At 73.5% G+C, this 26436-nt stretch carries 2 protein-coding genes and 1 pseudogene; all 3 read right to left on the bottom strand.

Going from position 1 to position 26436, the window contains the following annotated elements; translation table 11 throughout:
- Positions 1–5442: pseudogene (locus tag ACOJUJ_RS16210) on the bottom strand (amino acid adenylation domain-containing protein); the annotation flags it as partial.
- Positions 5443–5640: 198 nt separating this feature from the next.
- On the bottom strand, positions 5641–12288 hold the full coding sequence (locus tag ACOJUJ_RS16205) for an amino acid adenylation domain-containing protein (RefSeq protein ID WP_420127937.1): 6648 nt from the start codon (positions 12286–12288) through the stop codon (positions 5641–5643).
- Positions 12289–12326: 38 nt separating this feature from the next.
- A partial coding sequence (locus ACOJUJ_RS16200; protein WP_420127936.1) for a non-ribosomal peptide synthase/polyketide synthase occupies positions 12327–26436 on the bottom strand: 14110 nt, incomplete at its 5' end.

The following is a 26436-nucleotide window of genomic DNA, read 5'->3' as shown; positions in this document are numbered from 1 at the left end:
GAACCCGAACCCCGCCACGCTGGACGACCGGTCGCCCGCCTGCACCCCGAACGCGGCGCGGTGCCACGCCACCAGGTTGGCCAGGCTCCGGTGCTCCACCATCACCCCCTTCGGCTGCCCCGTGGAGCCGGAGGTGTAGATGACGTACGCGAGATGATCCGGCGTCAGCCCGATGCTCACGGGACTGAGGTTCGTCTCCGGCTCCCCGGCCCATGTCCCCGCATCCGCCGCGAGGTCGATCACCTGTACATCCGTCCCGGAGAACAGCCCCGCCAGCGAGCCCTGCGTCAGCAGGACGGCCGGCGCGCTGTCCGCCAGCATGTACTCCAGACGCTCGGCGGGATAGGCGGGGTCGAGGGGGACGTACGCGCCGCCCGCCTTCATGATGGCCAGCAGGCCGGCCATCATCTCCACGCCGCGATCCACACAGATCGCCACCCGTGTGTCGGGACCCACGCCCAGGGTGCGGAGGTGGTGCGCCAGCCGGTTCGCGCGCGCGTTCAGCTCCGCGTACGTCACCTGCTCACGCTCGTGGACGACGGCGACGGCCTCCGGCGCGCGCTCCGCCTGCGCCTCGAAGAGCTGGTGGATGCACAGCTCGCGCGGATACTCGGCCTCCGTGCGGTTCCAGTCCTCCACCACCCGGCGCCACTCATCCGACGAAAGCAGCTCGATGCGATCCACCGCCTGCGCGTCATCGGCCGCCATGGCGCGCAGCACCGCGCGCAGATAGCCCAGCCAGCGCTCCACCGTCGCCTGCTCAAAGAGCGCCGTGGCGTAGGTAAGGCTCCCCACGATCCGCCCGTCGCGCTCGGAAAGGGCGAGCGACAGGTCGAACTTCGCCGTCGCCTGCGATGGCGCCCCCGCGCCCGGGGCCGCGCCCGCGTCTCCCGGCCTGGGAGCGGGTGCCTCCGCCCGGTCCCCCGCTGCGTTCTGCCAGGCGAACATCACCTGAAAGAGCGGCGCGTGTGCCAGGCTGCGGGCCGGCTGCACCAGCTCCACCACCTGCTCGAAGGGGATGTCCTGGTTCTGCTGCGCGCCCAGCGCCCGCTCCCTCACCCGCCCCAGCAGATCCGAAACGGATGGCGAGCCGCCGAGGCCGATCCGCACCGCCAGCGTGTTGATGAAAAAGCCGATCAGCCCCTCGATCTCAGTGCGCCCCCGGTTGGCGCTGGGCGTGCCGACGACCACGTCGTCCTGCCCCGACAGGCGGCCCAGGACCGTGGCCCACCCGGCGAGCACGGTCATGAAGAGCGTGGCGCCGTGCCGCTGCCCCAGCGCCTTGAGACCGGCCGTCAGCTCCTCGCTCAGGTCGATGCTCAGGGCGGCCCCGGCGTGGTCCTGCCGCGGGGGGCGCGGATGATCGACGGGCAGCTCCAGCAGCTCGGGCGCGCCGGCGAGCGTCGTCTTCCAGTACTCCGCCTGCCGCCGCAGCACCTCACCATCCACCCACCTGCGCTGCCAGACCGCGTAGTCGGCGTACTGCACCGGGAGCGGCGGGAGCGGATCGGCCTCCCCGCGCCGGAACGCGGCGTAGAGCGTGCTCAGCTCGCGGCTCAGCACCTGCACGCTCCAGCCGTCGGAGACGATGTGATGCATCGTCAGAAGCAGCAGGTGGTCGTCCCCCGGCAGCCGGATCAGCCGGCCGCGGATGAGCGGCCCCTGCCGCAGGTCAAAGGGCGCGCCCGCCTCCTCGGCCGACACCCGGCGCAGCTCCGCCGCGGCGCCCGGGTGGTCGCCCAGATCGTGCTCGACCAGGTGAAAGGCGCCCGGCGGCGCGATGCGCTGCACCGGCTGGCCCTGCACCTCGACGAACGTGGTGCGCAGCACCTCGTGGCGCGCGACAATCGCATCCAGCGTACGCCGCAGCGCCGGCCGGTCCAGCTCCCGTCCCAGCCGCAGCCGCATGGGGATGTGGTACGTGTCGCCCAGGTCGCCCAGCTGCTCCAGGAACCAGAGCCGCTGCTGCGCAAAGGAGAGCGGCAGCGCGCCGCCACGCTCCACCGGCTCGATGGGCGCCGACACCGTGTCGCGCCGCAGCCTGGCGGTGCGGGCAAGCTGCAGCAGTCTGTCCGCGCTGGTGACCGGCGGATCGGGCGTCATGGGGCGAAAGCCGGGGTCGTGCCGAACGGGCTGGCTGGCACCGTCGGCGTCGTGCGGAAGGGCAGCGGCTCCCGGGACGGCATCGTCGCCAAGCAGCGTGGTCAGGCGCGCGGACTCCGCGGGATCGAACTGGGCGAGCAGCGCCTGCACCACGTGCTGGGCGAGCGCGGAGAGCACCGGCTTTTCGAACAGATCGGCGATCCCCACCTCCACGCCCAGCACCTGCCGCACGCGCGAGGTCACCCGCACGGCCAGCAGCGAGTGCCCGCCCAACTCGAAGAAGTTGTCGTGGCGCCCTACCCGCTCCACGCCCAGCACCTCGGCCCAGATCCCCGCCAGCGCCTCCTCGGTCTCGCCCACCGGCGCCGCGTACTCGTGGGCCGAATACGCATCCCCTTCTGGCGCGGGGAGCGCCTTGCGGTCAGTCTTGCCGTTCGGGGTTTGCGGATACGCCTCCATCCACACGTACGCCGCCGGCACCATGTACCCCGGCAGGCGGTCGGCAAGGTGCGACTTCAGCGCGTCCACGGCGACCGGCTCATCCCCCAGGTAGTACGCGACCAACCTCCGGTCGCCGGCCGTGTCCTCGCGGACGAGAACGACGGGGGCGCGCACGCCCGCGTGCTCCGCGAGCCGCGCCTCGATCTCGCCCAGCTCGATGCGGTAGCCGCGCACCTTGACCTGGAAATCGATCCGGCCCAGGTACTCGAGTGCGGCAGTGCGTGCGTGCGTCGGTGCGTCCGTACGTGAGTTCGGGGACACGGAATCGACCTCCCCACTCTCCCGCCAGCGGATGCGGTCCATCACCCGGTACATCCGGCTCCCCGGCGCGCCGAACGGACAGGGGACGAAGCGCTCCGCCGTCATCGCCGGACGGTTCGCGTACCCGCGCGACAGGCCGTCGCCCGCCAGGTAGAGCTCGCCGACCACACCGGCCGGCACGGGTTGGAGATGGTGATCGAGGACGTATGCCTGCGTATTCGCCACCGGCGTGCCCACAAGCACCTGGTCCGCGCCGCGCGGCACGACGTAGTAGGTCGAGTACGTCGTGTCTTCCGTCGGCCCGTAGAGGTTGCCGACCTTCTCCACCGTGCCCAGCCCGTACAACCCCTGCGCCAGCGCGCTCGGCAGCGCCTCACCGCCCAGGTTCAGCGTCTTTACGCTCGCCGGGATGCCACCGCTGCGCAGCAGTTCCGCCGCCGCGCTGGGCACCATGCTGACGTGCACCACGGCCTCGTCGACGGTCGCCAGCTCCAGCGCGTTCTCGGCGATCACCAGCTTTCCGCCCCACGCCAGCGTGCCGAACACCTCGGCGATCGAGACGTCGAAGTTGATGGAGGTGGAGAAGAGCACCGACGAGCGCTCCTCGTCCGTCACGTTCTCCCGCAGCCAGTGCAGCAGGACGACGGTGGAGGAATGGCGGATCATCACCCCCTTGGGCCGACCCGTGGACCCGGAGGTGAAGATGACGTGCGACAGGTTCTCGGGCAGCACGCCGCTGTCCGGCGCATCGACGGATTCCGCCGCGATCGCGTCGCGCTCGCGGTCGAGCAGGAGCAGCGCGGATGCGTCCTCAGGCAGGCGATCCGCGAGGACGGAGTCGGTGATGACGAGGGCGACACCCGCGTCCTCGAGCATGTAGCCCAGCCGCTCGCGCGGGTAGGCCGGGTCCAGCGGCACGTACGCGCCCCCCGCCTTCAGCACGCCCAGCATCGCCGCCACCAGCTCCGGCGTGCGCGGTAGGCAGATGCCCACGCGGGTCTCCGGCCCCACCCCGCGGCGGCGCAGCGCGTTCGCCAGCTGGTTCGCGCGCGCCTCCAGCTGCGCGTACGTCCACCGCTCGCCGCGCCAGGAGAGCGCGACCGCGTGCGGGGTCCGCGCCGCCTGCGCACGGAACAGGTCGTGGACGCACGCGCCACGGGGGTACCCGGCGTCCGTATCGTTCCACTCCTCCACAACCAGGCGGCGCTCCGTCTCCGGAAGCAGCGGCAGCCGGTCCACGGCCTGGTTCTCGTCCGCGGCCATCGCCTCCAGCACCCGCCGCAGGTACCCCACGTGCCGCTCGACCGTCGTCCGGTCGAAGAGCGCGGTGGCGTACGTCAGGGTGCCGGCGATGCGGCCGTCCCGCTCGGCGAGGGAGAGCGAAAGGTCGAACTTGGCCGTCGTCCGCGCGGCCCCCGGCTGCGTGGACGGCGCGCGCAGCGGGGCCGACTCCGCTGCCGCCAGGCCGGAAAGCTCATGCGTACCCTCGGACGCGGTCTGCCAGGCAAACATCACCTGAAAGAGCGGCGTGTGCGCCAGGGTGCGCACCGGCTGCACCAGCTCCACCACCTGCTCGAAAGGGATGTCCTGGTTCTGCTGCGCACCCAGCGCCCGGGCCTTTACCCGCCCCAGCAGCTCCGCCACCGTGGGCGAGCCGGAAAGGTCCACCCGCAGCGCCAGCGTGTTCACGAAGAAGCCGATCAGCCCCTCGATCTCCGCCCTCCCGCGGTTGGCGCTGGGCATGCCCACCACCACGTCGTCCTGCCCCGACAGGCGCGCCAGCACCGCGGCCCACCCGGCGAGCACGGTCATGAAGAGGGTGGTGCCGTGCCGCCGGCTAAGCGACGTGAGCCCCGCCGTCACCGCTTCATCCAGCTCCACCCCGGCCAGGGCCCCGGCATGGCTCTGCCGGGCGGGGCGCGGACGGTCGGCGGGCAGCTCCAGCAGCTCCGGCGCGCCGGCGAGCGTCGTTTCCCAGTACTCCGCCTGCTGCCGCAGCACCTCGCCATCCACCCACTTGCGCTGCCAGGCCGCGTAGTCCGCGTACTGCACGGGGAGCGGAGGCAGCGGATCGGGCTCGCCGCGGCGAAGGGCGGCGTAGAGCGTGCCCAGCTCCCGCGTCAGCACCCCCATGCTCCAGCCGTCGGAGACGATGTGGTGCATCGTCATCAGCAGGACGTGCTCGTCGCCGGGCAGGCGCACCAGACGGCCACGGATCAGCGGCCCGTGCTCCAAGTCGAACGGCGCCCCCGCCTCGTCCGCCGCCAGCCGGCGCAGCTCCGCCGCCGCGGCCGGGTGCTCTCCAAGGTCGTGCTCCAGGAGATGGAACCGGCTCTCCGCCGCGATGCGCTGCACCGGCTCGCCATCGACCTCCACGAACGTCGTGCGCAGCGCCTCGTGGCGCGCCACGATCGTGTCCAGCGCACGCCGCAGCGCCGCCCGGTCCAGCGCCCGTTCCAGCCGCAGCTGCGCGGGGATGTGGTACGCATCGCCCAGGTCGCCCAGCTGCTCCATGAACCACAGCCGCTGCTGCGCAAAGGAGAGCGCCAGCGCGCCGCCACGCTCCACCGGCTCGATGGGCGCGGTCGCCGGACTGCGCTGGAGCCTGGCGGCCCGGGCGAGCTTCAGCAGTTTTTCCGCGCTGGTAACCGGGGGCGTCAACGTCATGGGGCGGATACAAAGGTCGCGGTGAACGGGCCGGCCGGGCCCGTCTGAGGTGTGCCGGCGGGGGGCGAAGCGGAGCCGGCCGGCCCCGCATCGCCGCGCCCGGGGGGATCACCCCGGCGTGGTATCTTCGTCCAGCAGCGCGCTGAGCCGCGCCAGCTCCTCGGGGTCAAACTGGGCGAGCAGCGCATGGACCACGTGCTGGGCCAGCGCGGAGAGCACCGGCTTCTCGAACAGGTCGGCGATCCCCAGCTCCACGCCCAGCACCTGCCGCACGCGCGAGATCACGCGGACGGCCAGCAGCGAGTGGCCGCCCAGCTCGAAGAAGTGGTCGTGGCGCCCCACCCGCTCCACGCGCAGCACCTCGGCCCAGATCTCGGCCAGCGCCTCTTCCGTCTCCCCCACCGGCGCCTCGTAGCCCTGCCGCGCGTAGCTTTCCCCCTCGGGCGCGGGAAGCTCCTGGCGGCCCAGCTTGCCGCTGGGCGTAAGCGGAAACGAATCCAGGCGCACGTACGCCGCCGGCAGCATGTACTCCGGCAGCCGCTCCGACAGGTGCGCCCGCAGCGCGTCGATCCCGACCGCCTCGCCCACGAAATAGGCCACCAGGCGCCGGTCCCCGGGCGCGTCCTCGCGCACCACCACCACGGCCTCGCGCACCGCCGGGTGCTCGCGCAGCTGCACCTCGATCTCGCCCGGCTCGATGCGGAAGCCGCGCACCTTGAGCTGAAAGTCGGTGCGCCCCAGGAACTCGATCGTTCCGTCCGGGAGCCAGCGTCCCTCGTCCCCGGTGCGGTACAGCCGCGCGCCGGGCTCGCCGCCAAACGGGTCGGGGACAAAGCGCTCCGCCGTCTGCGCCGGCTGGCCCAGGTAGCCGCGCGCCACGCCCACGCCGCCCACGTACAGCTCGCCCGCCACACCGACGGGCACCGGCTGCATCCGCGCGTCGAGCACGTACACCCGCACGTTCGCGATCGGCCTGCCGATCACCGGCCGGCCAATCGCGGAAGGTTCGATGGAGACCGTCGCGCAGACGGTGGTCTCCGTCGGGCCGTACGCGTTCACGAAGCGCCGCCCCTGGCCCCAGCGCGCCACCACCTCAGCCGACACCGCCTCGCCGGCGGACACGATCGTCCGCAGCGCCGGCAGATCGTCCGCCGGAAGCACGGCCAGCAGCGCGGGCGGCAGCGTGGCGACGTTGACCGCCTGGTCGCGAAGCAGCGCCAGCAGCTCGGGGCCGGCCTGGCCGGAGCGCGCCATTACCAGCGTGGCGCCGCCCAGCAGCGTGTGCGCCACCTCGGCCACCGCCGCGTCAAAGGAGAACGAGGCAAACTGCAGCACGCGCGCGCCGGGCTCGATGCCGAACGCCTCGCGCTGCGCCGCCGCCAGGTTTCCGATCCCCCGGTGCGGCACCACCACGCCCTTCGGCCGCCCGGTCGATCCGGAGGTAAAGATCACGTAGGCCGCGTTTTCCGCGTCCACATCGACCGCAAGATCGCCGTCATCTTCCGCCGCGACCTCCGCCGCAATGCGGTCCAGCGCAACGACGGTCGCCTGCGTCTCCGGCAGATCGGCGGCAAGCGTGGAGGTGGTGAGGATCACCGGGGCGGCGGAGCGCTCCAGCATCCAGCTCCGGCGCTCGGCGGGGTACTCCGGATCGACGGGGAGGAAGGCGGCGCCCGTCTTGGCGACGGCGAGCAGCGCGATCACCATCTCCACCGAACGCTCCAGCGCCAGCGCCACGATCCGCTCCGGACCGGCGCCCAGCGCGGCCAGCCGCCGCGCCAGCCGGTTGGCGCGGGCGTTCAGCTCCGCGTACGTCAGTGATCCGTCACCGGACATCAGGGCCACCGCGTCCGGCGTGCGCCGCACCTGCGCCTCGAACAGCTGGTGCATGCACAGCCCGCGCGGGTACTCCGCATCGGTCGCGTTCCACGCCTCGACCACCAGCCGCCGCTCCGCGTCCGGCAGCAGCGGAAGCGCGTCCACGGCCTGGCCGTCGTCGGCGGCGAACGCCTCCAGCACCCGGCGCAGGTATCCCACCCAGCGCTCCACCGTGTCCCGCTCAAAGAGCGCGGCGGCGTAGGTCACGCTCCCCGCGATCCGCCCGCCCTGCTCGGAGAGCACCAGCGACAGGTCGACGTGCGCCGCCGCCTGCGGAGACGGTGCGTGCGGAGACGGTGCCTGTCCGGACGGCGCCTGCGCGGACGTCGCCGGCCCGGACGGTGCCGGCGCGGCCGTTCCCCCGCCGGAGCGCTCCGCCGGTCCGGCCGGCGCCATGGGCGCAAAGGTGAGCCCGGCGAGCCCGGCGCCGCCGCCGGGGGCGTTCTGCCAGGTGAACATTGCCTGGAAAAGCGGCGCGTGCGCCATGCTGCGCGCCGGGTGGACGATCTCCACCACCTGCTCGAAGGGGATGTCCTGGTGATGCTGCGCGCCCAGCGCGCGCTCCCGCACCCGGGCCAGCAGCGCGGCCACCGTGGGCCCGTCGGACATCTCCACGCGCACCGGGAGCATGTTCACGAAGAAGCCGATCAGCCCCTCGATCTCGGTGCGTCCCCGGTTGGCCGTGGGCGTGCCCACCACCACGTCGTCCTGCCCCGTCACGCGGGAGAGCACCGCCGCCCAGCTGGCCAGCAGCGTCATGTACAGCGTGGTCCCGTGCCGCCGGGAAAGCTCCTTGAGCGCGGCCGAAAGCGCCTCGTCCAGCACCAGGTTCACGGTGGCGCCGGTAAAGTCCTGCCGCGGCGGACGGGGGCGGTCGGCGGGAAGCTCCAGCAGCTCCGGCGCGCCGGCCAGCGTTCCCCGCCAGTACTCCGCCTGCTCCCGAAGCACCTCGCCCTCTACCCAGCGCCGCTGCCAGGCGGCGTAGTCGGCGTACTGCACCCCCAGCGGCGGCAGCGGGTCGGGCCGCCCGGCGCGGAAGGCGCCGTACAGGGCGCCCAGCTCGCGGGTGAGCACCCCCATGCTCCAGCCGTCGGAGACGATGTGGTGCATGGTGATGAGCAGCACGTAGTCGTCGTCGCCGATGCGCACCAGCCGGCCGCGGATCAGCGGGCCCCGCTCCAGGTCGAACGGCGCAGCCGCCTCGTCCGCCATCAGCCGGCGCAGCTCCGTCCCGCCGTCCGCCGGGCCGCGCAGGTCGTGCTCCGCCAGCTGGAACGGGCTTGCCTCCGCCGGCGCGATCCGCTGCACCGGCTCGCCGTCCACCTCGGCGAACGTCGTGCGCAGCGCCTCGTGCCGCGCCACGATGCGGTCCAGCGCCCGCCGCAGCGCGTCGCGGTCCAGCTCACCCCGCAGCCGCTGGCGCAGGTTGATGTGGTACGCCGCGCCCGCGCCGCCCAGCCGTTCGATGAACCAGAGCCGCTGCTGCGCAAACGAGAGCGGAAGGTCCGCCCCCCGCGCCACCGGCGCGATGGCCGGCAGCTCGGCGCGCGAAGCGGTCTCCAGCCCGCGCGCAAAGTCGGCCAGCACGGACCGGGTGAACAGGTCGCGCAGCGCCACCTCCACCTGCAGCCGCTGCCGCAGCCGCGAGATCACCTGCACCGCCAGCAGCGAGTGCCCGCCCAGCTCGAAGAAGTTGTCGCCGCGGCCCACGCGCTCCACGCGCAGCACCTCGGCCCAGATCTGGGCCACCGCCTGCTCCGTTTCGCCCTCCGGCGCCTCGTAGCGCGTGGCGAGCGCGTCGCCCTCCGGCGCCGGAAGCGCCCTGCGGTCCACCTTGCCGCCGGCGGTGACCGGGAACGCATCCAGCCGCACAAAGGCCGCCGGCACCATGTACGACGGAAGCTGCCCGGCCAGGTGGGCACGCAGCGCTTCCACGTCCAGCCCCTCCCCGGCCACGCAGTACGCCACCAGCCGCCGGTCGCCGGGCACGTCTTCGCGAGCCAGCACCACCGCGTCGCGCACCTCGGGGTGCTCGGCGATCCGCGCCTCGATCTCGCCCAGTTCGATGCGGAAGCCGCGGATCTTTACCTGGAAGTCGGTGCGGCCCAGGAACTCGATGGTCCCTTCCGGAAGCCACCGCCCCAGGTCGCCCGTCCGGTACAGCCGCGCCCCGGGCTCCCCGGCGAACGGGTCGGGAACGAACCGCCCGGCGGTCAGCCCCGGACGGTCCAGGTAGCCGCGGGCCACCTGCCCGCCGCCGATGTACAGCTCGCCCGCCACCCCCACCGGCACCGGCGCGCCCCGCGCGTCCAGCAGGTAGACGCGCGTGTTGGCCACCGGCCGGCCGATGGAGCGCCAGGTGGCGGGATCGTCCACCATCTCGCGGAGCGTGGCGTTGACCGTGGTCTCGGTGGGGCCGTAGGTGTTGAGGAGGGGCGGCCGGTGCCCGCCGGTCCCGAACCACGCCCGCAGCGCCGCCGGCTCCACCGCCTCGCCGCCGATGGCCAGCAGCCGCACGCACGGCGGGATGGCGGCTGAGGGCTCGTCCACCAGCAGCTGCCAGAAGCGGGTGGGCAGGTCGGCCACCGTCACCCGGTTCTGCGCGCACCGGCCCCAGAAGCCGTGCGCGCCCTCCAGCCACGCGTCGGTGCGCAGCACCAGCGCCGCCCCCGTGAGCAGCGCGCCAAAGATCTCTTCCACCGCGGCGTCGAACGCCACGGAGGCAAACTGCAGCACGCGGTCGTCCGCCCGCAGGCCAAAGCCCGCCCGCACGGCGGCGGCCTGCCGCCCCACGGCGCGGTGGGTGACCATCACCCCCTTGGGCCGCCCGGTAGAGCCGGAGGTGTAGATCACGTACGCCAGGTGGTCCGGCAGCAGCGCCCCGCGCCCGGGGTTGGTCTCCGCCCCGGCCGCCCAGGCCGGCGAGGCGGCGTCCAGCTCCACCACCGGCACGCCCGCGCCCGCGAAGCGCGCGGCCAGCGAGGCGTGCGCCAGCACCGCCACGGGCGCGGCGTCCTCCAGCAGCCAGTGCAGCCGGTCTTCCGGGTACGCCGGGTCCAGCGGGACGTACGCACCGCCCGCCTTGAGCACGGCCAGCAGCCCCGCCACCAGCTCCGGCCCGCGCTCGGCGCAGACCGCCACGCGCGCGTCCGGTCCCACCCCCAGGGCGCGCAGCCGGTGCGCCAGGCGGTTGGCGCGGGCGTTCAGCTCCGCGTAGGTAAGCTCGCCGCCCTCGAACACCAGCGCCGTGGCGCCCGGCGTCTCCTCCACCCGCGCCTCGAACAGCTCGTGCAGGCACGGGCCGTCCGGGACGGGGAGCTCCGTGGCGTTCCACCCCTCCACCACCTGCCTGCGCTCCGCGGGGGACATCAGCTCCACCCGCTCCACGCTCCGGCGCTCGTCCGCCACCATCTGCACCAGCACCCGCCGCAGGTACGCCAGGTGGCGCTCGATCGTCTCCCGATGGAACAGCGCCGTCGCGTACTCCATGCTCCCCGCGATCCGCCCGCGCCGCTCGAACAGGGTGAGCGTCAGGTCGAACTGCGCCGACGCCTCCGAAGGCGCCGGAGGCGGCGCGGGCGCCGCCGGTTGCGCCCCCGGTCCCGGTCCGGGCCCCGCTCGCGGCGGCGGGGGCGACGACGTCGCCGCGGAGGCCAGCGCCAGGCCGGAAAGCTTCAGGTCGCGCTCGGGCATGTTCAGCCAGTTGAACATCACCTGAAAGAGCGGCGTGTGCGCCAGGCTGCGCGCCGGCTGCAGCAGGTTCACCACCTGCTCGAAGGGGATGTCCTGGTGCTGCTGCGCTTCCAGCGCCCGCTCCTTGGCCCGCCGCAGCAGCTCCGCCATGGTGGGCGCGCCCGACAGGCTTACGCGCACCGGCAGGGTGTTGACGAAAAAGCCGATCAATCCCTCGATCTCGGCCCGTCCGCGCCCCGCCACCGGCGTGCCGATCACCACGTCGTCCTGGCCGGAGAGGCGGCCCAGGACGACGGCCCACGCGGCCAGGAACGTCATGTACAGCGTGGCGCCGTGCCGCTGGCTAAGCGCCTTGAGCGCCGCCGTAAGCTCCGGGTCCAGCTCGATCTCCACGTCGCGGCCGGTAAAGTCCTGCCGCGGCGGCCGGGGGCGGTCGGTGGGCAGCTCCAGCAGCCGGGGGGCGCCGGACAGCGTCTGCTTCCAGTACTCCGCCTGCGCCTTCAGCACCTCGCCGTTCACCCAGTTGCGCTGCCACACCGCGAAGTCGGCGTACTGGATGGGCAGCGGGGGAAGCGGATCCGGCTGACCTTCGCGATAGGCGGCGTACAGCGCGCTCAGCTCGCGGGTGAACACCCCCATGCTCCACCCGTCGGACACGATGTGGTGCATGGTGATGTGCAGCACCTGCTCATCGTCCGCCAGGCGGATCAGAATCCCGCGGATCAGCGGCCCGCGCGCCAGGTCGAACGGGGTGGCAGACTCTTCGTCCAGAAGCCGGCCAAGCTCCGCCGCCGAATCCGGGTAGCCGCGCAGGTCGTGCTCGGTAAGCTGAAAGGGGCTCTGCTCGGCCGGCGTGATGCGCTGCACCTGCTGGCCGTCCACTTCGGCAAAGGTGGTGCGCAGCGCCTCGTGGCGGGCGACCACCCGCTCCAGCGCGCGCACCAGCGCGTTGCGGTTCAGCTCGCCCTTCAGCCGCAGGCGGGTGGGGATGTGGTAGACCGCGCCGGGGATCCCCAGCTGATCCAGAAACCACAGCCGCCACTGCGCAAAGGAGAGCGGCAGCAGTCCGCTCCGGTTGGCCGGCTCGATCTGCGACAGCTTGGGCGCGGCCTGCTTGGGCGCCGTGGCCTCGAGCAGTTCGAGAAGAGCCAGGCGCTCGGCGGCCGAAAGGTTCTGCATGTTCAAGGACGGCTGTCCGGGAAGTGGTGTACGGTCACGGTGCGTTACGGGGTCGGCGCGCCGGGCTCGCGAACGAGCGCCGCGAGCCGCGCGAGGGTTTCGGGGTCGAAGCGGGCCAGCCGCAGGTCCAGGATGCGGTCGGCGAGCGCGGAGAGCACGGGCGTTTCGAACACGGCGACCAGCGCAAGCTCCACCTCCATGGCCTGCCGCACCCGCGAGATCATCTGCACCGCCAGCAGCGAGTGCCCGCCCAGCATGAAGAAGTCGTCCCCACGCCCCACGCGCTCCACGCCCAGCAGCTCCGCCCAGATCTCGGCCAGCGACGTTTCCACCTTCCCCACCGGCGCCTCGTACTCGCGCGCACCGGCGTCGCCCTCCGGCGCCGGGAGCGCCGCGCGGTCCAGCTTGCCGTTGGGGGTGAGCGGAAAGGCGTCCAGCCGCACGAACGCCGTCGGCACCATGTACGAGGGGAGCGTTTCGGCCAGGTGCGCCCGCAGCGCCTCCGCCGACGCGCCCTCGCCGCCGACCACGTAGGCCACCAGCCGCCGGTCGCCCGGCGCGTCCTCGCGCGCCAGGACGACGGACTCGCGCACCTCCGGGTGCCCGGCCAGCCGCGCCTCGATCTCCCCCAGCTCGATGCGGAAGCCCCGCACCTTGACCTGGTGGTCGCGCCGCCCCAGGAACTCAAGGACCCGGGTGCGTGAGTGCGGGAGTGCGTGCGTGCGTGAGCTGTCGAATCCCGAACCCACGTCCGCGCGTTCCTCCAGCCAGCGGGCACGGTCGCCGGTGCGGTACATCCGCGCGCCGGGCGTGGCGGAGAACGGATCGGGGACGAACGCCGCCGCGGTTGCCGCCGGGCGCCCCAGGTAGCCGCGCGCCAGCACGCCGCCGATGCACAGCTCGCCCGGCGCGCCCAGCGGGGCCGGGTGCATCCACCCATCCACCACGTACGCCGCGCGCCCGGCGAGGGGCCGCCCCACGGGGACGTGCACCGCCCCCTCCGGCAGCGTGGGCGGCACGTCGTACGCCGCGCAGGTGACCACCGCCTCGGTGGGTCCGTAGCCGTTCAGCAGCCGCACCCCGGACGCGGGTCCGGACGCCCAGCCGCGCGCCGCCGCGGGGCTCATCGCCTCGCCGCCGGCGATCACCAGGCGGACGGTGCGGGCAAGAATCTCCAGTGCGTCCGCGTCCGCCGCCAGCTGGTGCCAGTACGCCGTCGGGGGGTTGATGACGGTCATCCCCTGCTCCGCCGCCTGCCGCGCCAGCTCCAGTGGCGTCGGAACCTCGCTCCCCCGCATCACCACACAGGCGCCGACGGAGAGCGGCGCCAGCATCTGCTCCAGCGACACGTCGAAGCCAACGGCGGCGAACTGCAGCACCCGGTCCGCCGGGGTCAGCCCGTACGCCGACACGGCCGCGCGGCAGTGCGCGGCGGCTTCCGCGTGCGCCACGCCGACGCCCTTGGGTGTCCCGGTGGATCCGGAGGTGTAGATGACGTACGCCAGCGCGGCGGCCGGGACCTCGAGCCCGAGATCATCTCCGTCCTCCCCCTCCGCCTCCGCGGGGGAAACGAGGGTCCCGCCGAAGCCCTCCAGCGCCGGCTCGCGCGTCACCAGCACGGCGGCGCCCGCGTCCGCCGCCAGCGCGGCGCGGCGCGCGGCGGGGAGCGACACGTCCAGCGGCAGGTACGCCCCGCCCGCCTTGAGCACCGCCAGCAGCGCGACCACCAGTTCGGCGGAGCGCTCCAGCATCACCCCCACGCGCGCGTCCGGACCCACGCCGGCCGTGCGGAGCCGCCGCGCCAGCCGGTTGGCCGCCGTGTTCAGCTCCGCGTAGCTCATGCGGTCGTGGCCGAAGACCACCGCCGCCGCGCCGGGCGCGCGCTGCACCTGCGCCTCGAACAGCGCGTGCACGCGCGACGCGCCCGGCTGCACCGCCTCCGTGCGGCTCCACGCGTCCAGCACCCGGGCGCGCTCGGCCTCCGGGACGATCTCCAGCCGCCCCACGGGCCGGCTCTCGTCCGCGGCCATCCCCTCCAGCACCCGCCGCAGATACCCCGCCCAGCGCTCAACGGTCGCCCGGTCAAAGAGCGCACTGGCGTAGTTCAGCCCGCCGACGATCCGGTCCCCGCTCTCGGCCAGGGTCAGCGTAAGGTCGAACTTCGCGGTCTCAGGGGCGGATACCGGAACGGCCGCGGACCGCAGCCCCGGCAGCTCCAGCGTGCCGTCCGGCGCGTCCTGCCAGCCGAACATCACCTGAAAGAGCGGGGCGTGCGCCAGGCTGCGCGTGGGGCGCACGCGCTCCACCACCTGCTCAAAGGGGATGTCCTGGTTGCGCTGCGCCTCCAGCGCGCCCGACTTCACCCGGAGCAGCAGCTCCCCCACCGTCGGCCCGTCCGAGAGGTCCACGCGAAGGGGGAGCGTGTTGACGAAAAAGCCGATCAGCTCCTCCACCTCGGCGTGGCCGCGGTTGGCGCTCGCGGTGCCGATCACCACGTCGTCCTGGTCCGCCAGCCGGGCGAGCACGGCCGCCCATCCGGCCAGCAGCGTCATGAACAGCGTGGTGCCGTGCCGCTGCGACAGCGTCTTCAGCGCCGCCGCCAGCGGTGCGTCCAGCTCCACATCCACCCAGGCACCCGCAAAGTCCTGCCGCGCCGGCCGCGGATGGTCGGTGGGCAGCTCCAGCAGCTCCGGCGCACCGGCCAGCGTCCGCGTCCAGTACTCCGCCTGCGCCTCCAGGAACGGTCCCTCCACCCAGCGGCGGTGCCACACGGCGTAGTCGGCGTACTGCACCGGCAGCGGCGGGAGCGGATCCGTCTCGCCGCGCGCGAACGCGGCGTACAGCGAGGCCAGCTCGCGGAAGAGCACGCCGGCCGACCAGCCGTCGCTGACGATGTGGTGCATCGTAAGCAGCAGCACGTGGTCGTCCGCCGCCATGCGCACCAGCCGCCCGCGGATCAGCGGCCCCTGCGCCAGGTCGAACGGCGCCGCCGCTTCCTCGGACATGATGCGGACGAGGCGGTCCTCCGCGTCCGGCGCGGCGTGGAGATCGTGCTCCACCAGCCGCAGCGCGCTCCCTTCGGCGGGGGCGATGCGCTGCACCGGCTCGCCGTCCACCGCCGGAAAGGTGGTACGCAGCGCCTCGTGGCGCGCGACGATGCGGTCCAGCGCGCGCCGCAGCGCGTCGCCATCCAGGCCGCCCCGCAGCCGCATCCCCATGGGAATGTGGTAGGTGCTGCCCAGGCTGCCCAGCTGCTCCAGGAACCACAGCCGCTGCTGCGCAAAGGAGAGCGGGATGGTTCCGATGCGATCCACCCGCTGGATGGCCGCCCCTTCCGCGCGCGCGGCCGTCTCCAGCACGCGCGCGAAGTCCGCCAGCACGGGACGCTCGAACAGGTCCGCCGGCGCGGCCTCCACGCCCAGCGCCTGCCGGATGCGCGACGCCACGCGCACGGCCAGCAGCGAGTGGCCGCCCGACTCGAAGAAGTGGTCGTGCCGCCCGATCCGCTCCGCCCCCAGCAGCTCCGCCCAGATCGCCGCCACCGCCTGCTCCGCCGGGCCCACCGGCGCCTCGTACGCCCGCGCCGCGAACGCGTCGCCCTCCGGCGCGGGGAGCGCTTTGCGGTCCACCTTGCCGTTGGTGGTGACCGGGAACGCGTCCAGCCGCACGTACGCCGCGGGGACCATGTACTCCGGGAGCCGCTGCGCGAGATGCGCCCGCAGCGCCTGCGCGTCCGGCGCGCCGCCGACGACGTACGCCACCAGCCGCGTCTCGCCCAGCGCGTCCTCGCGCGCCAGGACCACGGCCTGCCGCACCTGGGGATGCTCGGCCAGCCGCGCCTCGATCTCGCCCAGCTCGATGCGGAACCCGCGGACCTTTACCTGCACGTCCAGGCGGCCCAGGTACTCCAGGTACGCAGTGCGTGAGTGCGTGAGTGCGTCAGTACGGGAGTCGAGGGGCGAACTCACTTCCGCACTGTCTTGCCGCCAGCGGACGCGGTCGCCGGTGCGGTACAGCCGCGCGCCCGGCTCGCCGCCGAACGGGTCGGGGACAAAGCGCTCCGCCGTCGTCGCGGGGCGGTTCAGGTAGCCGCGCGCCACCCCGGCGCCGCCCACGTACAGCTCCCCCGCCACCCCGGCGGGGACGGGGAGCAGCCCCGGATCCAGCACGTACGTCGCCACGTTGGGCAGCGGACCGCCGATCGCCGCCGCGGGGCCCGCCGCCCCGATCTCGCGGGCGGTCACGTCCACGGTGCACTCCGTGGGGCCGTAGACGTTGTAGAAGCGGGTGGGGACCCGCGACATCCGCTCGCGCAGCTCGTCATCCACCGCCTCGCCGCCCACCAGCACGAAGCGCGGAACGCCGTCGCGGCCCAGCCCCGCGCCCAGCGCCAGCCGCAGCAGCGAGGGCGTCATGTCCAGCGCATCCACGCGCTCGGTGCGCAGCCACGCCACCAGCGCCGCGGGGTCGCGGCGAACCGCGTCGGGGACCAGGCACAGCGCGTGTCCCGACAGCAGCTGGATGACCTGCTTGACCGACCCGTCAAAGACGAGCGGCGCGTTGACGCCCACGCGCAGCGGGGAGGGATGCTCCGCGTAGATGCGCGCCTGGAGCGCCGCGGCCAGGTTCACCACCGAGCCGTGCCGCACCATCACGCCCTTGGGCCGGCCGGTGGATCCCGACGTGTAGATGACGTACGCCAGGTGCTCCGGCGTAAGTCCCGGGCGCGCGGGATTCTCCGCGGAAAGCTCCGCCCAGGCGCCGGCGTCCGCGTCCAGCGCGAGCATGGGCACGCCCAGCGCGCCGACGCGCTCCCGCAGCGACGCCTGCGTAAGCAGCACTACGGGCGCGCTGTCCGCCAGCATGTCGCGCAGCCGCTCCACCGGGTACGACGGGTCCAGCGGGACGTACGCGCCCCCGGCCTTGAGCGCGGCCAGCAGGCCCACGATGGCGTCCACACTACGCTCCAGGCACAGCCCCACGCGCGCATCCGGCCGCACACCCAGCGCGCGGAGGTGGTGCGCCAGCCGGTTGGCGCGCGCGTTCAGCGCCGCGAACGAAAGCGACTGGTCCCCATACACCACCGCGTCGGCGTCCGGGGTACGCGCCGCCTGCGCCTCGAACAGGTCCGGCAGGCACGCGCCGCGGGGAACGTCCGCCGCCGTCCGGTTCCACGCGTGGACCACCTGGTCGTGCTCGGCCGCGGCAAGGAGCGCGACCCGGTCCATGCGGCCGCCCCGGTCCGCCGCCATCGCCTCCAGCACACGGCGAAAGTAGCCCGCGTAGCGCTCCGCCGTTTCGCGCTCGAACAACGACCGCGCGTACGTAAGCCAGCCGGCGATGCGCCCGTCGCGCTCTCCCAGCGACAGCAGCAGGTCAAACTTGGTCGTATCCGTCCCGGCCACGCCCGCGTCGCCGACGGTCAGCCCCGGCAGCGCCAGCTCGCCATCCGTCGCTTCCTCCCAGGAGAACATCACCTGAAAGAGCGGGCTGTGCGCCAGGCTGCGCACGGGGCGCACCCGCTCCACCACCTGCTCGAACGGGATGTCCTGGTTGCGCTGCGCCTCCAGCGCCCGCGTCTTGACGCGATCCAGCAGTTCGCCCACATCCGGCCCGTCCGACAGGTCGATCCGGACGGCAAGCGTGTTGACGAAGAAGCCGATCAGCTCTTCCACCTCCGCCTGGCCGCGATTGGCGGACGGGGTGCCGATGACGACGTCTTCCTGGCCCGAGAGCCGGGCGAGCACGGCGGCCCATCCGGCCAGCAGCGTCATGAACAGCGTGGTGCCGTGCCGCTGCGACAGCGTCCGGAGCGCCGTGGCCAGCCCCTCGTCCAGCTCCACCTTCACCAGCCCGCCGGCAAAGTCCTGCCGCGCGGGCCGGGGATGGTCGGCGGGAAGGGCCAGCAGCTCCGGCGCGCCAGCCAGCGTCCGGGTCCAGTACTCCGCCTGCGCCTCCAGGACCGGCCCGTCCACCCGGCGCCGGTGCCATACGGCGTAGTCCGCGTACTGCACCGGCAGCGGCGGCAGCGGATCGGCATCGCCGCGCACAAAGGCGGCGTACAGCGCGCCCAGCTCGCGGTGCAGCAGGCCCGTCGACCAGCCGTCGCTGACGATGTGGTGCATCGTCAGCAGCAGCACGTGGTCGTCCGCCGCCATCCGTACCAGCCGCCCGCGGATCAGCGGCCCCTGCGCCAGGTCGAACGGCGCGCTCGCCTCGTCGCGCACGATGCGGCGCAGCTCGTCGTCCGCATCCGGCGCGGCGCGCAGATCGTGCTCCACCAGCCGGAACGCGCCCTCCTCGGCCGGGGCAATGCGCTGCACCGGCTCGCCATCCACCGTGGCAAAGACGGTCCGCAGCACCTCGTGGCGGGCGACGATGCGGTCCAGCGCGCGGACCAGCGCGCCGCGGTCCAGCTCGCCCCGCAGGCGCAGGCTCACCGGGATGTGGTACGCCGCCCCCGTCCCGCCGATCTGCTCCAGGAACCACAGCCGCTGCTGCGCGAAGGAGAGCGGAATGGTGCCGGTGCGATCCACGCGCTCGATTGCGGCCGCTTCAGCGCGCGCGGTCGTCTGCAGCCCGCGCGCGAAGTCCGCCAGCACCGGCCGCTCGAACACGTCGCCCGGCAGGGCCTCCACGCCCAGCGCCTGCCGCACGCGCGAGACCACGCGCACCGCAAGCAGCGAGTGCCCGCCCAGCTCGAAAAAGTGGTCGTGCCGTCCCACGCGCTCCGCGCCCAGCAGCTCCGACCAGATCGCCGCGACCGCCTCCTCCACCTGTCCGGACGGCGCCTCGTACCCGCGCGAGGCGAACGCGTCGCCCTCCGGCGCGGGGAGCGCCTTGCGGTCGATCTTGCCGTTGGGCGTGAGCGGAAGCGTATCGAGCCGCACGTACGCCGCCGGGACCATGTATTCGGGAAGGCGTTCGGATAGATGCGCCCGCAGCACGTCCGCTCCGGCCTTCTCGTCGCCCGCCACGTACGCCACCAGCCGGCTCTCGCCCGGCGCATCCTCGCGCGCCACAACGACGGCCTCGCGCACGCCGGCGTGCTCCAGCAGCCGCGCCTCAATCTCGCCCGGCTCGATGCGGAAGCCGCGCACCTTCACCTGCTCGTCCACCCGCCCCAGGAACTCCAGCTCGCCGCGCGCCGACCACCGCGCCCGGTCGCCCGTCCGGTACAGCCGCGCCCCAGTTTCACCGCTGAAGGGATCGGGAACGAACCGCTCCGCCGTCAGCCCCGGCCGGCCCATGTAGCCACGAGCCACCCCGACGCCCCCCACGTACAGCTCGCCGGGAACGCCGACCGGCGCCGGCGCGCCGGCCGCGTCCAGCACGTACACCCGCACGTTCTCCAGCGGGCGGCCAATCGTCGGCGCACGCCCGTCCGGCTCGCAGCGCGCGGACGTGGCGCAAACCGTGACCTCCGTGGGCCCGTAGGCGTTCACGAAGGTGCGCTCGGCGCTCCACCGCTCCACCGTCGCGGCGTCCACCGCCTCGCCGGCGCTCGCCACCGTACGCAACTCCGGCAGGTCGTCCGGCGGAAGGATGGCCAGCACCGACGGCGGCAGGGTGGCGACGGTGACGCGACCGCGCCGCAGCGTCTCCAGCAGCCCCGGACCGGGGAGAAGCGCCTCGCGAGGCGCCATCACCAGCGTGGCGCCAGTGAGCAGCGCGTCGAACAGTTCCGCCACCGCCGCGTCGAACGAGAACGAGGCGAACTGCAGGACGCGGCTGGCGTTGTCGATGCCGAAGCGGCGCGCCTGCGCATACGCCAGGTTCGGCACGCCCCGGTGCGGCACCAGCACCCCCTTGGGGCGGCCGGTGCTTCCGGAGGTGTAGATGACGTACGCCAGGTTCTCCGGCAGCACGCCGGCGGCCGGCGCCTCGGTGCTCTCGGCCGCGATGCGCTCGCGATCGGCGTCGAGGCAGACGACCTCGACGCCGTCGGCCGTGAGCCCGTCCGGCAGCGGCAGCCGGGTGAGCAGGAGCGGCGCGCCCGAGTCGGCGAGCATAAAGGCCAGCCGCTCCGCCGGGTACGCCGGGTCCAGCGGCACGTACGCGCCGCCCGCCTTGAGCACGGCCAGGATGGCGACGACCAGCTCCGGGCCGCGCTCCAGGCAGATGCCCACGCGGGTTTCCGGGCGCACGCCGCGCCGCCGCAGGTGCTTCGCCAGCCGGTTGGCGGCGTGGTCCAGCGTGGCGTAGCTCAGCGTCTCGTCTCTCCAGACGATCGCGGTCGCGTCCGGCGTGCGCGCAGCCCGGGCTGCGAAGAGTTCGTGGATGCACCGGTCCGCGGGATACGCCGCATCGGTTGCGTTCCACTCCTCCACCACCTGGCGGCGCTCGGCGGCGGAGAGCAGCTCCAGCCGCTCCACCCTGCCCTGCTCGTCCGCCACCATCCCTTCCAGCACGCGCCGCAGATAGCCCAGCCAGCGCTCCACCGTCTCCCGCTCGAACAGCGCGGTGGCGTACTCCACCACCCCCTCAATCCGCCCGTCTTCCTCCCACAGATCCAGCGAAAGGTCGAACTTTGCGCTCACCCGCGACGACGCATACCCGACGGCGTCCAGCGGGCCCAGTGCAAGCCCCGGCAGCTGCAGGCTTTCACGCGCCGCGTTCTGCCAGGCGAACATCACCTGGAAAAGCGGCGTGTGCGCCAGGCTGCGCGCGGGATGGACGAGATCCACCACCTGCTCGAACGGGATGTCCTGGTTCCGCTGCGCCTCCATCGCGCGCGCCTTCACCCGCTGAAGCAGCTCACCCACCCCGGGCCCGTCCGACAGGTCCACACGCAGCGGGAGCATGTTGACGAAGAAGCCGATCAGCTCCTCGACTTCCGCGTGGCCGCGGTTGGCGCTCGGCGTGCCGACCACCACGTCGTCCTGCCCCGAGAGCCGGGCAAGAACGGTCGCCCATCCGGCCAGCAGCGTCATGAACAACGTGGCGCCGTGGCGCTGCGACAGCGTCTTGAGCGCCGCCGTCAGCGCCTCGTCGAACACCACGTTCACCGACGCGCCGGCAAAGTCCTGGCGCGCGGGCCGGGGATGATCGGCCGGCAGCTCCAGCAGCTCCGGCGCGCCCGCGAGCGTCTGGCGCCAGTAGTCCGCCTGCGCCTCCAGGACCTCGCCCTCCACGAAGCGGCGGTGCCACGCGGCGTAGTCGGCGTACTGCACCGGCAGCGGCGGAAGCGGATCGCCCTCGCCGCGCGCGAAGGCGGTGTACAGCGCGCCCAGTTCGCGGTGCAGTACGCCGGCCGACCAGGCGTCGCTGACGATGTGGTGCATCGTCAGCAGCAGCACGTGGTCGTCTGCCGCCATCCGCACCAGCCGCCCGCGCACCAGCGGCCCCCGCGCCAGGTCGAACGGCGCGTTCGCCTCGTCCTGCACGATGCGGCGCAGTTCCCCCTCCGCGTCCGGCGAGGCGCGGAGATCGTGCTCCACCAGCCGGAATCCGCTCTCCTCCACCGGGGCGATGTGCTGCACCGGCTCGCCATCCACCGCGTGGAACGTTGTCCGCAGCGCCTCGTGGCGCGCGACGATGCGGTCCAGCGCGCGGACCAGCGCGCCGCGGTCCAGCTCGCCCCGCAGCCGCAGGCCGCTGGGGATGTGGTAGGTGCTGCCCAGGTTCCCCAGCTGCTCCAGGAACCACAGCCGCTGCTGCGCAAACGAGAGCGGCAGCGGGCCGGAGCGCTCCACCGGCGCAATCGCCGTCGCCTCAGCCCGCGCGGCGGTCTGCAGCCCGCGCGCAAAGTCCGCCAGCACCGGCCGCTCGAACAGGTCGCCCGCCTGCGCCTCCACGCCCAGCGCCTCCCGCACGCGGGAGATCACGCGCACCGCCACCAGCGAGTGCCCGCCCAGCTCGAAAAAGTGGTCGCGCCGGCCCACCCGCTCCACGCCCAGCACCTCGGCCCAGATCCCGGCCACCGGGGTCTCCGCGTCGCTGGACGGCGCCTCGTAGCCGCGCGTCACGTAGGCGTCACCCTCGGGCGCGGGGAGCGCGCGGCGGTCCACCTTGCCGCTGGGGGTAAGCGGAAGCGTCTCCAGCCGCACGTACGCCGCGGGAACCATGTGTTCGGGAAGGCGCTCGGCCAGGTGCGCACGGAGAACATCCGCCCCGGCCTCATCGCCCACCACGTACGCCACCAGCCGCGTCTCGCCCGGCGCGTCCTCCCGCGCCACGACGACGGCCTCGCGCACCGCCGGGTGCTCCGCCAGCCGCGCCTCGATCTCCCCCGGCTCCACGCGGTAGCCGCGCACCTTGACCTGCGCGTCGGTGCGGCCGGCGAACGCCAGCGCCCCCTCCGGCAGCCACCGGCCCAGGTCGCCCGTGCGGTACAGCCGCGCCCCCGGTTCGCCCGAGAGCGGGTCGGGGACAAAGCGCTCCGCCGTCAGCGCCGGGCGGTTCAGGTATCCGCGCGCCACCCCCACGCCGCCCACGTACAGCTCGCCCACGACGCCGACCGGCACCGGCCGCATCCGCGCATCCACCACGAACACGCGGGTGTTGGCCGCCGGCGGGCCGATCGGCGTCAACCGCTCGCCACGTGCCGTGTCGGGCACGTCGTGCAGGGTGGCGCAGATGGTGGTTTCCGTGGGCCCGTAGCCGTTGATGATCCGCAGCCCGGGGACGCTGCGCCGGATCTCCGCCAGCAGCGGCTCGGGGATGGGCTCCACCCCCACCAGCAGGCGGTGCAAGCGGCTCCGCCCGGGTGACCGGGCGACGCGGTCACGCAACTCGGCCAGGAAGTACGGCGGCAGGTAGGCGCTGTGGACGTCGCGCGCCTCCATCCAGTCCAGAAACGCCCCTGCCTCCAGCCGCACGTCGTCGCGTGGGATGCAGAGCCGCCCGCCAGCCAGCAGCGCGGAGAAGATCTCGTAGACCGAGACGTCAAAGCTGGTGCTGGTCCACAGGCTGCACCCGTCACCCTCGCCGATCGGCGCGCGGCGCTGCATGTCCGCTAGCAGGCTCGCCACACCGCGGTGCGGCACCGCCACGCCCTTGGGACGCCCGGTGCTGCCGGAGGTGTAGATGACGTAGCACAGGTGGTCGGGCGAGAGCCCCCCCGGCCGCGGATCGGTGTCCGGATGATGCGCCCACTCCGCGCCGTCCGCGGGGTCCAGCACCGGCACGCCAGCCGCCGCGAACCGTTCCGCCTGAGATTGCGGCGCCAGCAGCACCGCGGGGCGGCTGTCGGCCAGCATGTAGCGCAGCCGCTCGTCCGGGTACGATGGGTCCAGCGGGACGTACGCGCCGCCGGCCTTGAGCGCGGCCAGCATCGCCACGATCATCTCCACCCCGCGCTCCACGCAGAGCGCCACCCGGGCGTCCGGACCCACACCCAGGGCGCGGAGGTGGTGCGCCAAGCGGTTGGCCCGCGCGTTCAGCTCCGCGTACGACAGCGCGCGGTCCTCGTATTCCACGGCGACGGCGTCGGGCGTCCGCGCCGCCTGGGCCTCGAAGAGCGTGTGGATGCACGACCCGCGCGGATACTCGGCCGCCGTGCGGTTCCACTCCACCACCACCCGCGCGCGCTCGGCCGCGGACAGCAGTTCCAGCCGGTCGACGGGCCGCGTGTCGTCCGCGGCCATTTCCTGCAGCACCCGCCGCAGATAGCCCGCGTGGCGCTCCACGGTCGCGGGGTCGAAGAGCGCGGTCGCATAGTTCAGCGCGCCGGCGATCCGTCCGTCATCCTCCCACAACTCCAGCGACAGGTCGAACGGCGCCGCGTCGGCATCGCCCACGCCCGCGGCGCCCACCGTCAGCCCGGGCAGCTGCAGCGCGCCGCCCGGTGCGTTCTGCCAGGCGAACATCACCTGGAACAGCGGCGTGTGCGCCAGGCTGCGCACCGGCTGCACCAGTTCCACCACCTGCTCGAAGGGGATGTCCTGGTGCTGCTGCGCGCCCAGCGACCGCTCCTTTACCCGCCCCAGCAGCTCCGCCACGCTGGGCGAGCCGGACAAGTCCACGCGCAGTGCCAGCGTGTTGACGAAGAAGCCGATCAGCCCCTCCACCTCGGCGTGGCCGCGGTTGGCGCTCGGCGTGCCGACGACCACCTGGTCCTGGCCCGACAGCCGGGCGAGCACGGCCGCCCATCCGGCCAGCAGCGTCATGTGAAGGGTAGCGCCGTGCCGCTGCCCCAGCGTCTTGAGCGCCGCCGTCAGCGCCTCGTCCAGCTCGATCGGCAGCGACGCGCCGGCAAAGTCCTGCCGCGTCGGGCGCGCGTGGTCCGTCGGCAGTTCCAGCAGCTCCGGCGCACCGGCGAGCGTCTGGCGCCAGTAGTCCGCCTGCCGCCGCAGGACATCCCCCTCCACCCAGCGGCGGTGCCACGCGGCATAGTCAGCGTACTGCACCGGCAGCGGCGGCAGCGGATCCGTCTCGCCGGCCGCGAAGGCGGCGTACAGGGCGCCCAGCTCGCGGTGCAGCACGCCGGCCGACCAGCCGTCGCTGACGATGTGGTGCATCGTCAGCAGCAGCACGTGGTCGTCCGCCCCCATCCGCACCAGGCGCCCGCGGATCAGCGGACCGTGCGCCAGGTCGAAGGGCGCGCTCGCCTCGTCGCGCACCAGGCGGCGCAACGCGTCCTCCGCATCAGGCGCGGCGCGGAGGTCGTGCTCCAGCAGCCGGAACCCGCTTTCCTCCGCCGGGGCGATGCGCTGCACCGGCTCGCCATCCACCGTCGGGAAGGTCGTCCGCAGCACCTCGTGGCGCGCGACGATGCGGTCAAGGGCGCGGACCAGCGCGCCACGGTCCAGGGCGCCCTGCAGCCGCAGGCGCATGGGGATGTGGTACGCCGCGCCGGTGCCGCCCAGCTGCTCCAGGAACCACAGCCGCTGCTGCGCAAACGACAGCGGAACGTTGCCCGTGCGATCCACCCGCTCGATGGCGGCGGATTCCGCGCGTGCGGCCGTCTGCAGCCCGCGCGCGAAGTCCGCCAGCAGGGGCCGCTCGAACACGTCGCGCGACGAGACTTCCACGCCCAGCGTCTGCCGCACGCGCGAGATCACCTGCACGGCCAGCAGCGAGTGCCCGCCCAGCGCAAAGAAGTCGTCGCCGCGCCCCACGCGCTCCGCGCCCAGCAGCTCCGCCCAGATCTCCGCCAGTGCCTGCTCGGTTTCCCCCACAGGCGCTTCGTACGCACGCGCGTCGAAGGCGTCGCCTTCGGGCGCGGGGAGCGCCTTGCGATCCACCTTGCCGTTGGGCGTAAGCGGAAGCGTCGCCAAGCGCACGTACGCCGCCGGCACCATGTACTCCGGCAGCCGCTCCGACAGGTGCGCGCGAAGCGTCTCCACGTCCAGCGCCTCGCCCACGTAGTACGCCACCAGCCGCGGGTCTGCGGACACATCCTGGCGTGCCAGCACCACCGCATCGCGTACTGCGGGATGCTCGGAAAGCCGCGCCTCGGCCTCGCTCAGCTCGATGCGGAAGCCGCGGATCTTCACCTGAAAGTCGGTGCGGCCCACGAACTCCAGCGTCCCGTCCGCCAGCCACCGGGCCAGGTCACCCGTTCGGTACAGCCGCGCGCCCGGCTCGCTGGCGAACGGATCGGGGACGAAGCGCTCCGCCGTAAGACCCGGACGGTGCTGGTAGCCGCGCGCCACCCCCGCCCCACCGATGTACAGCTCGCCCGCCACACCCTCCGGCACCGGATGACCCGCCCGGTCCAGCACGTAGACGCGCATGTTGGCGATCGGCCGGCCGATGTGCACTTTCGCGGACGCACCGATCTCGCCGGAGGTGGCGACCACGGTGGTCTCCGTGGGCCCGTAGTTGTTCACCAGCGTATACGGCAGCGGCTCGGCCGGCATGCTCCGCAGACGGTCGCCGCCGATCAGCAGCGTGCGCAGCCCCGCGCTGGCCCGGCCGCGCGCGAACGCGACCTCCGCCAGCGGCGTGGGGAGAAAGCTCACGTCCAGCGCCTGCGCCTCCCACCACTCCAGCAGCGCCTGCGGATCGCGCGTGGACGGAAGCAGCAGAGCCGCGCCGGAGCAGAGCGGCGGCCACACCTCCCAGGTGGTCGCGTCGAACCCGAACCCCGCCACGCTGGACGACCGGTCGCCCGCCTGCACCCCGAACGCGGCGCGGTGCCACGCCACCAGGTTGGCCAGGCTCCGGTGCTCCACCATCACCCCCTTCGGCTGCCCCGTGGAGCCGGAG

Origin of the sequence: Longimicrobium sp. (assembly GCF_048594345.1) — a bacterium.
Lineage (GTDB): Bacteria > Gemmatimonadota > Gemmatimonadetes > Longimicrobiales > Longimicrobiaceae > Longimicrobium.
Note: the sequence above shows the minus strand (reverse complement) of the source record. Positions and strands in the feature narration are given on the sequence as shown.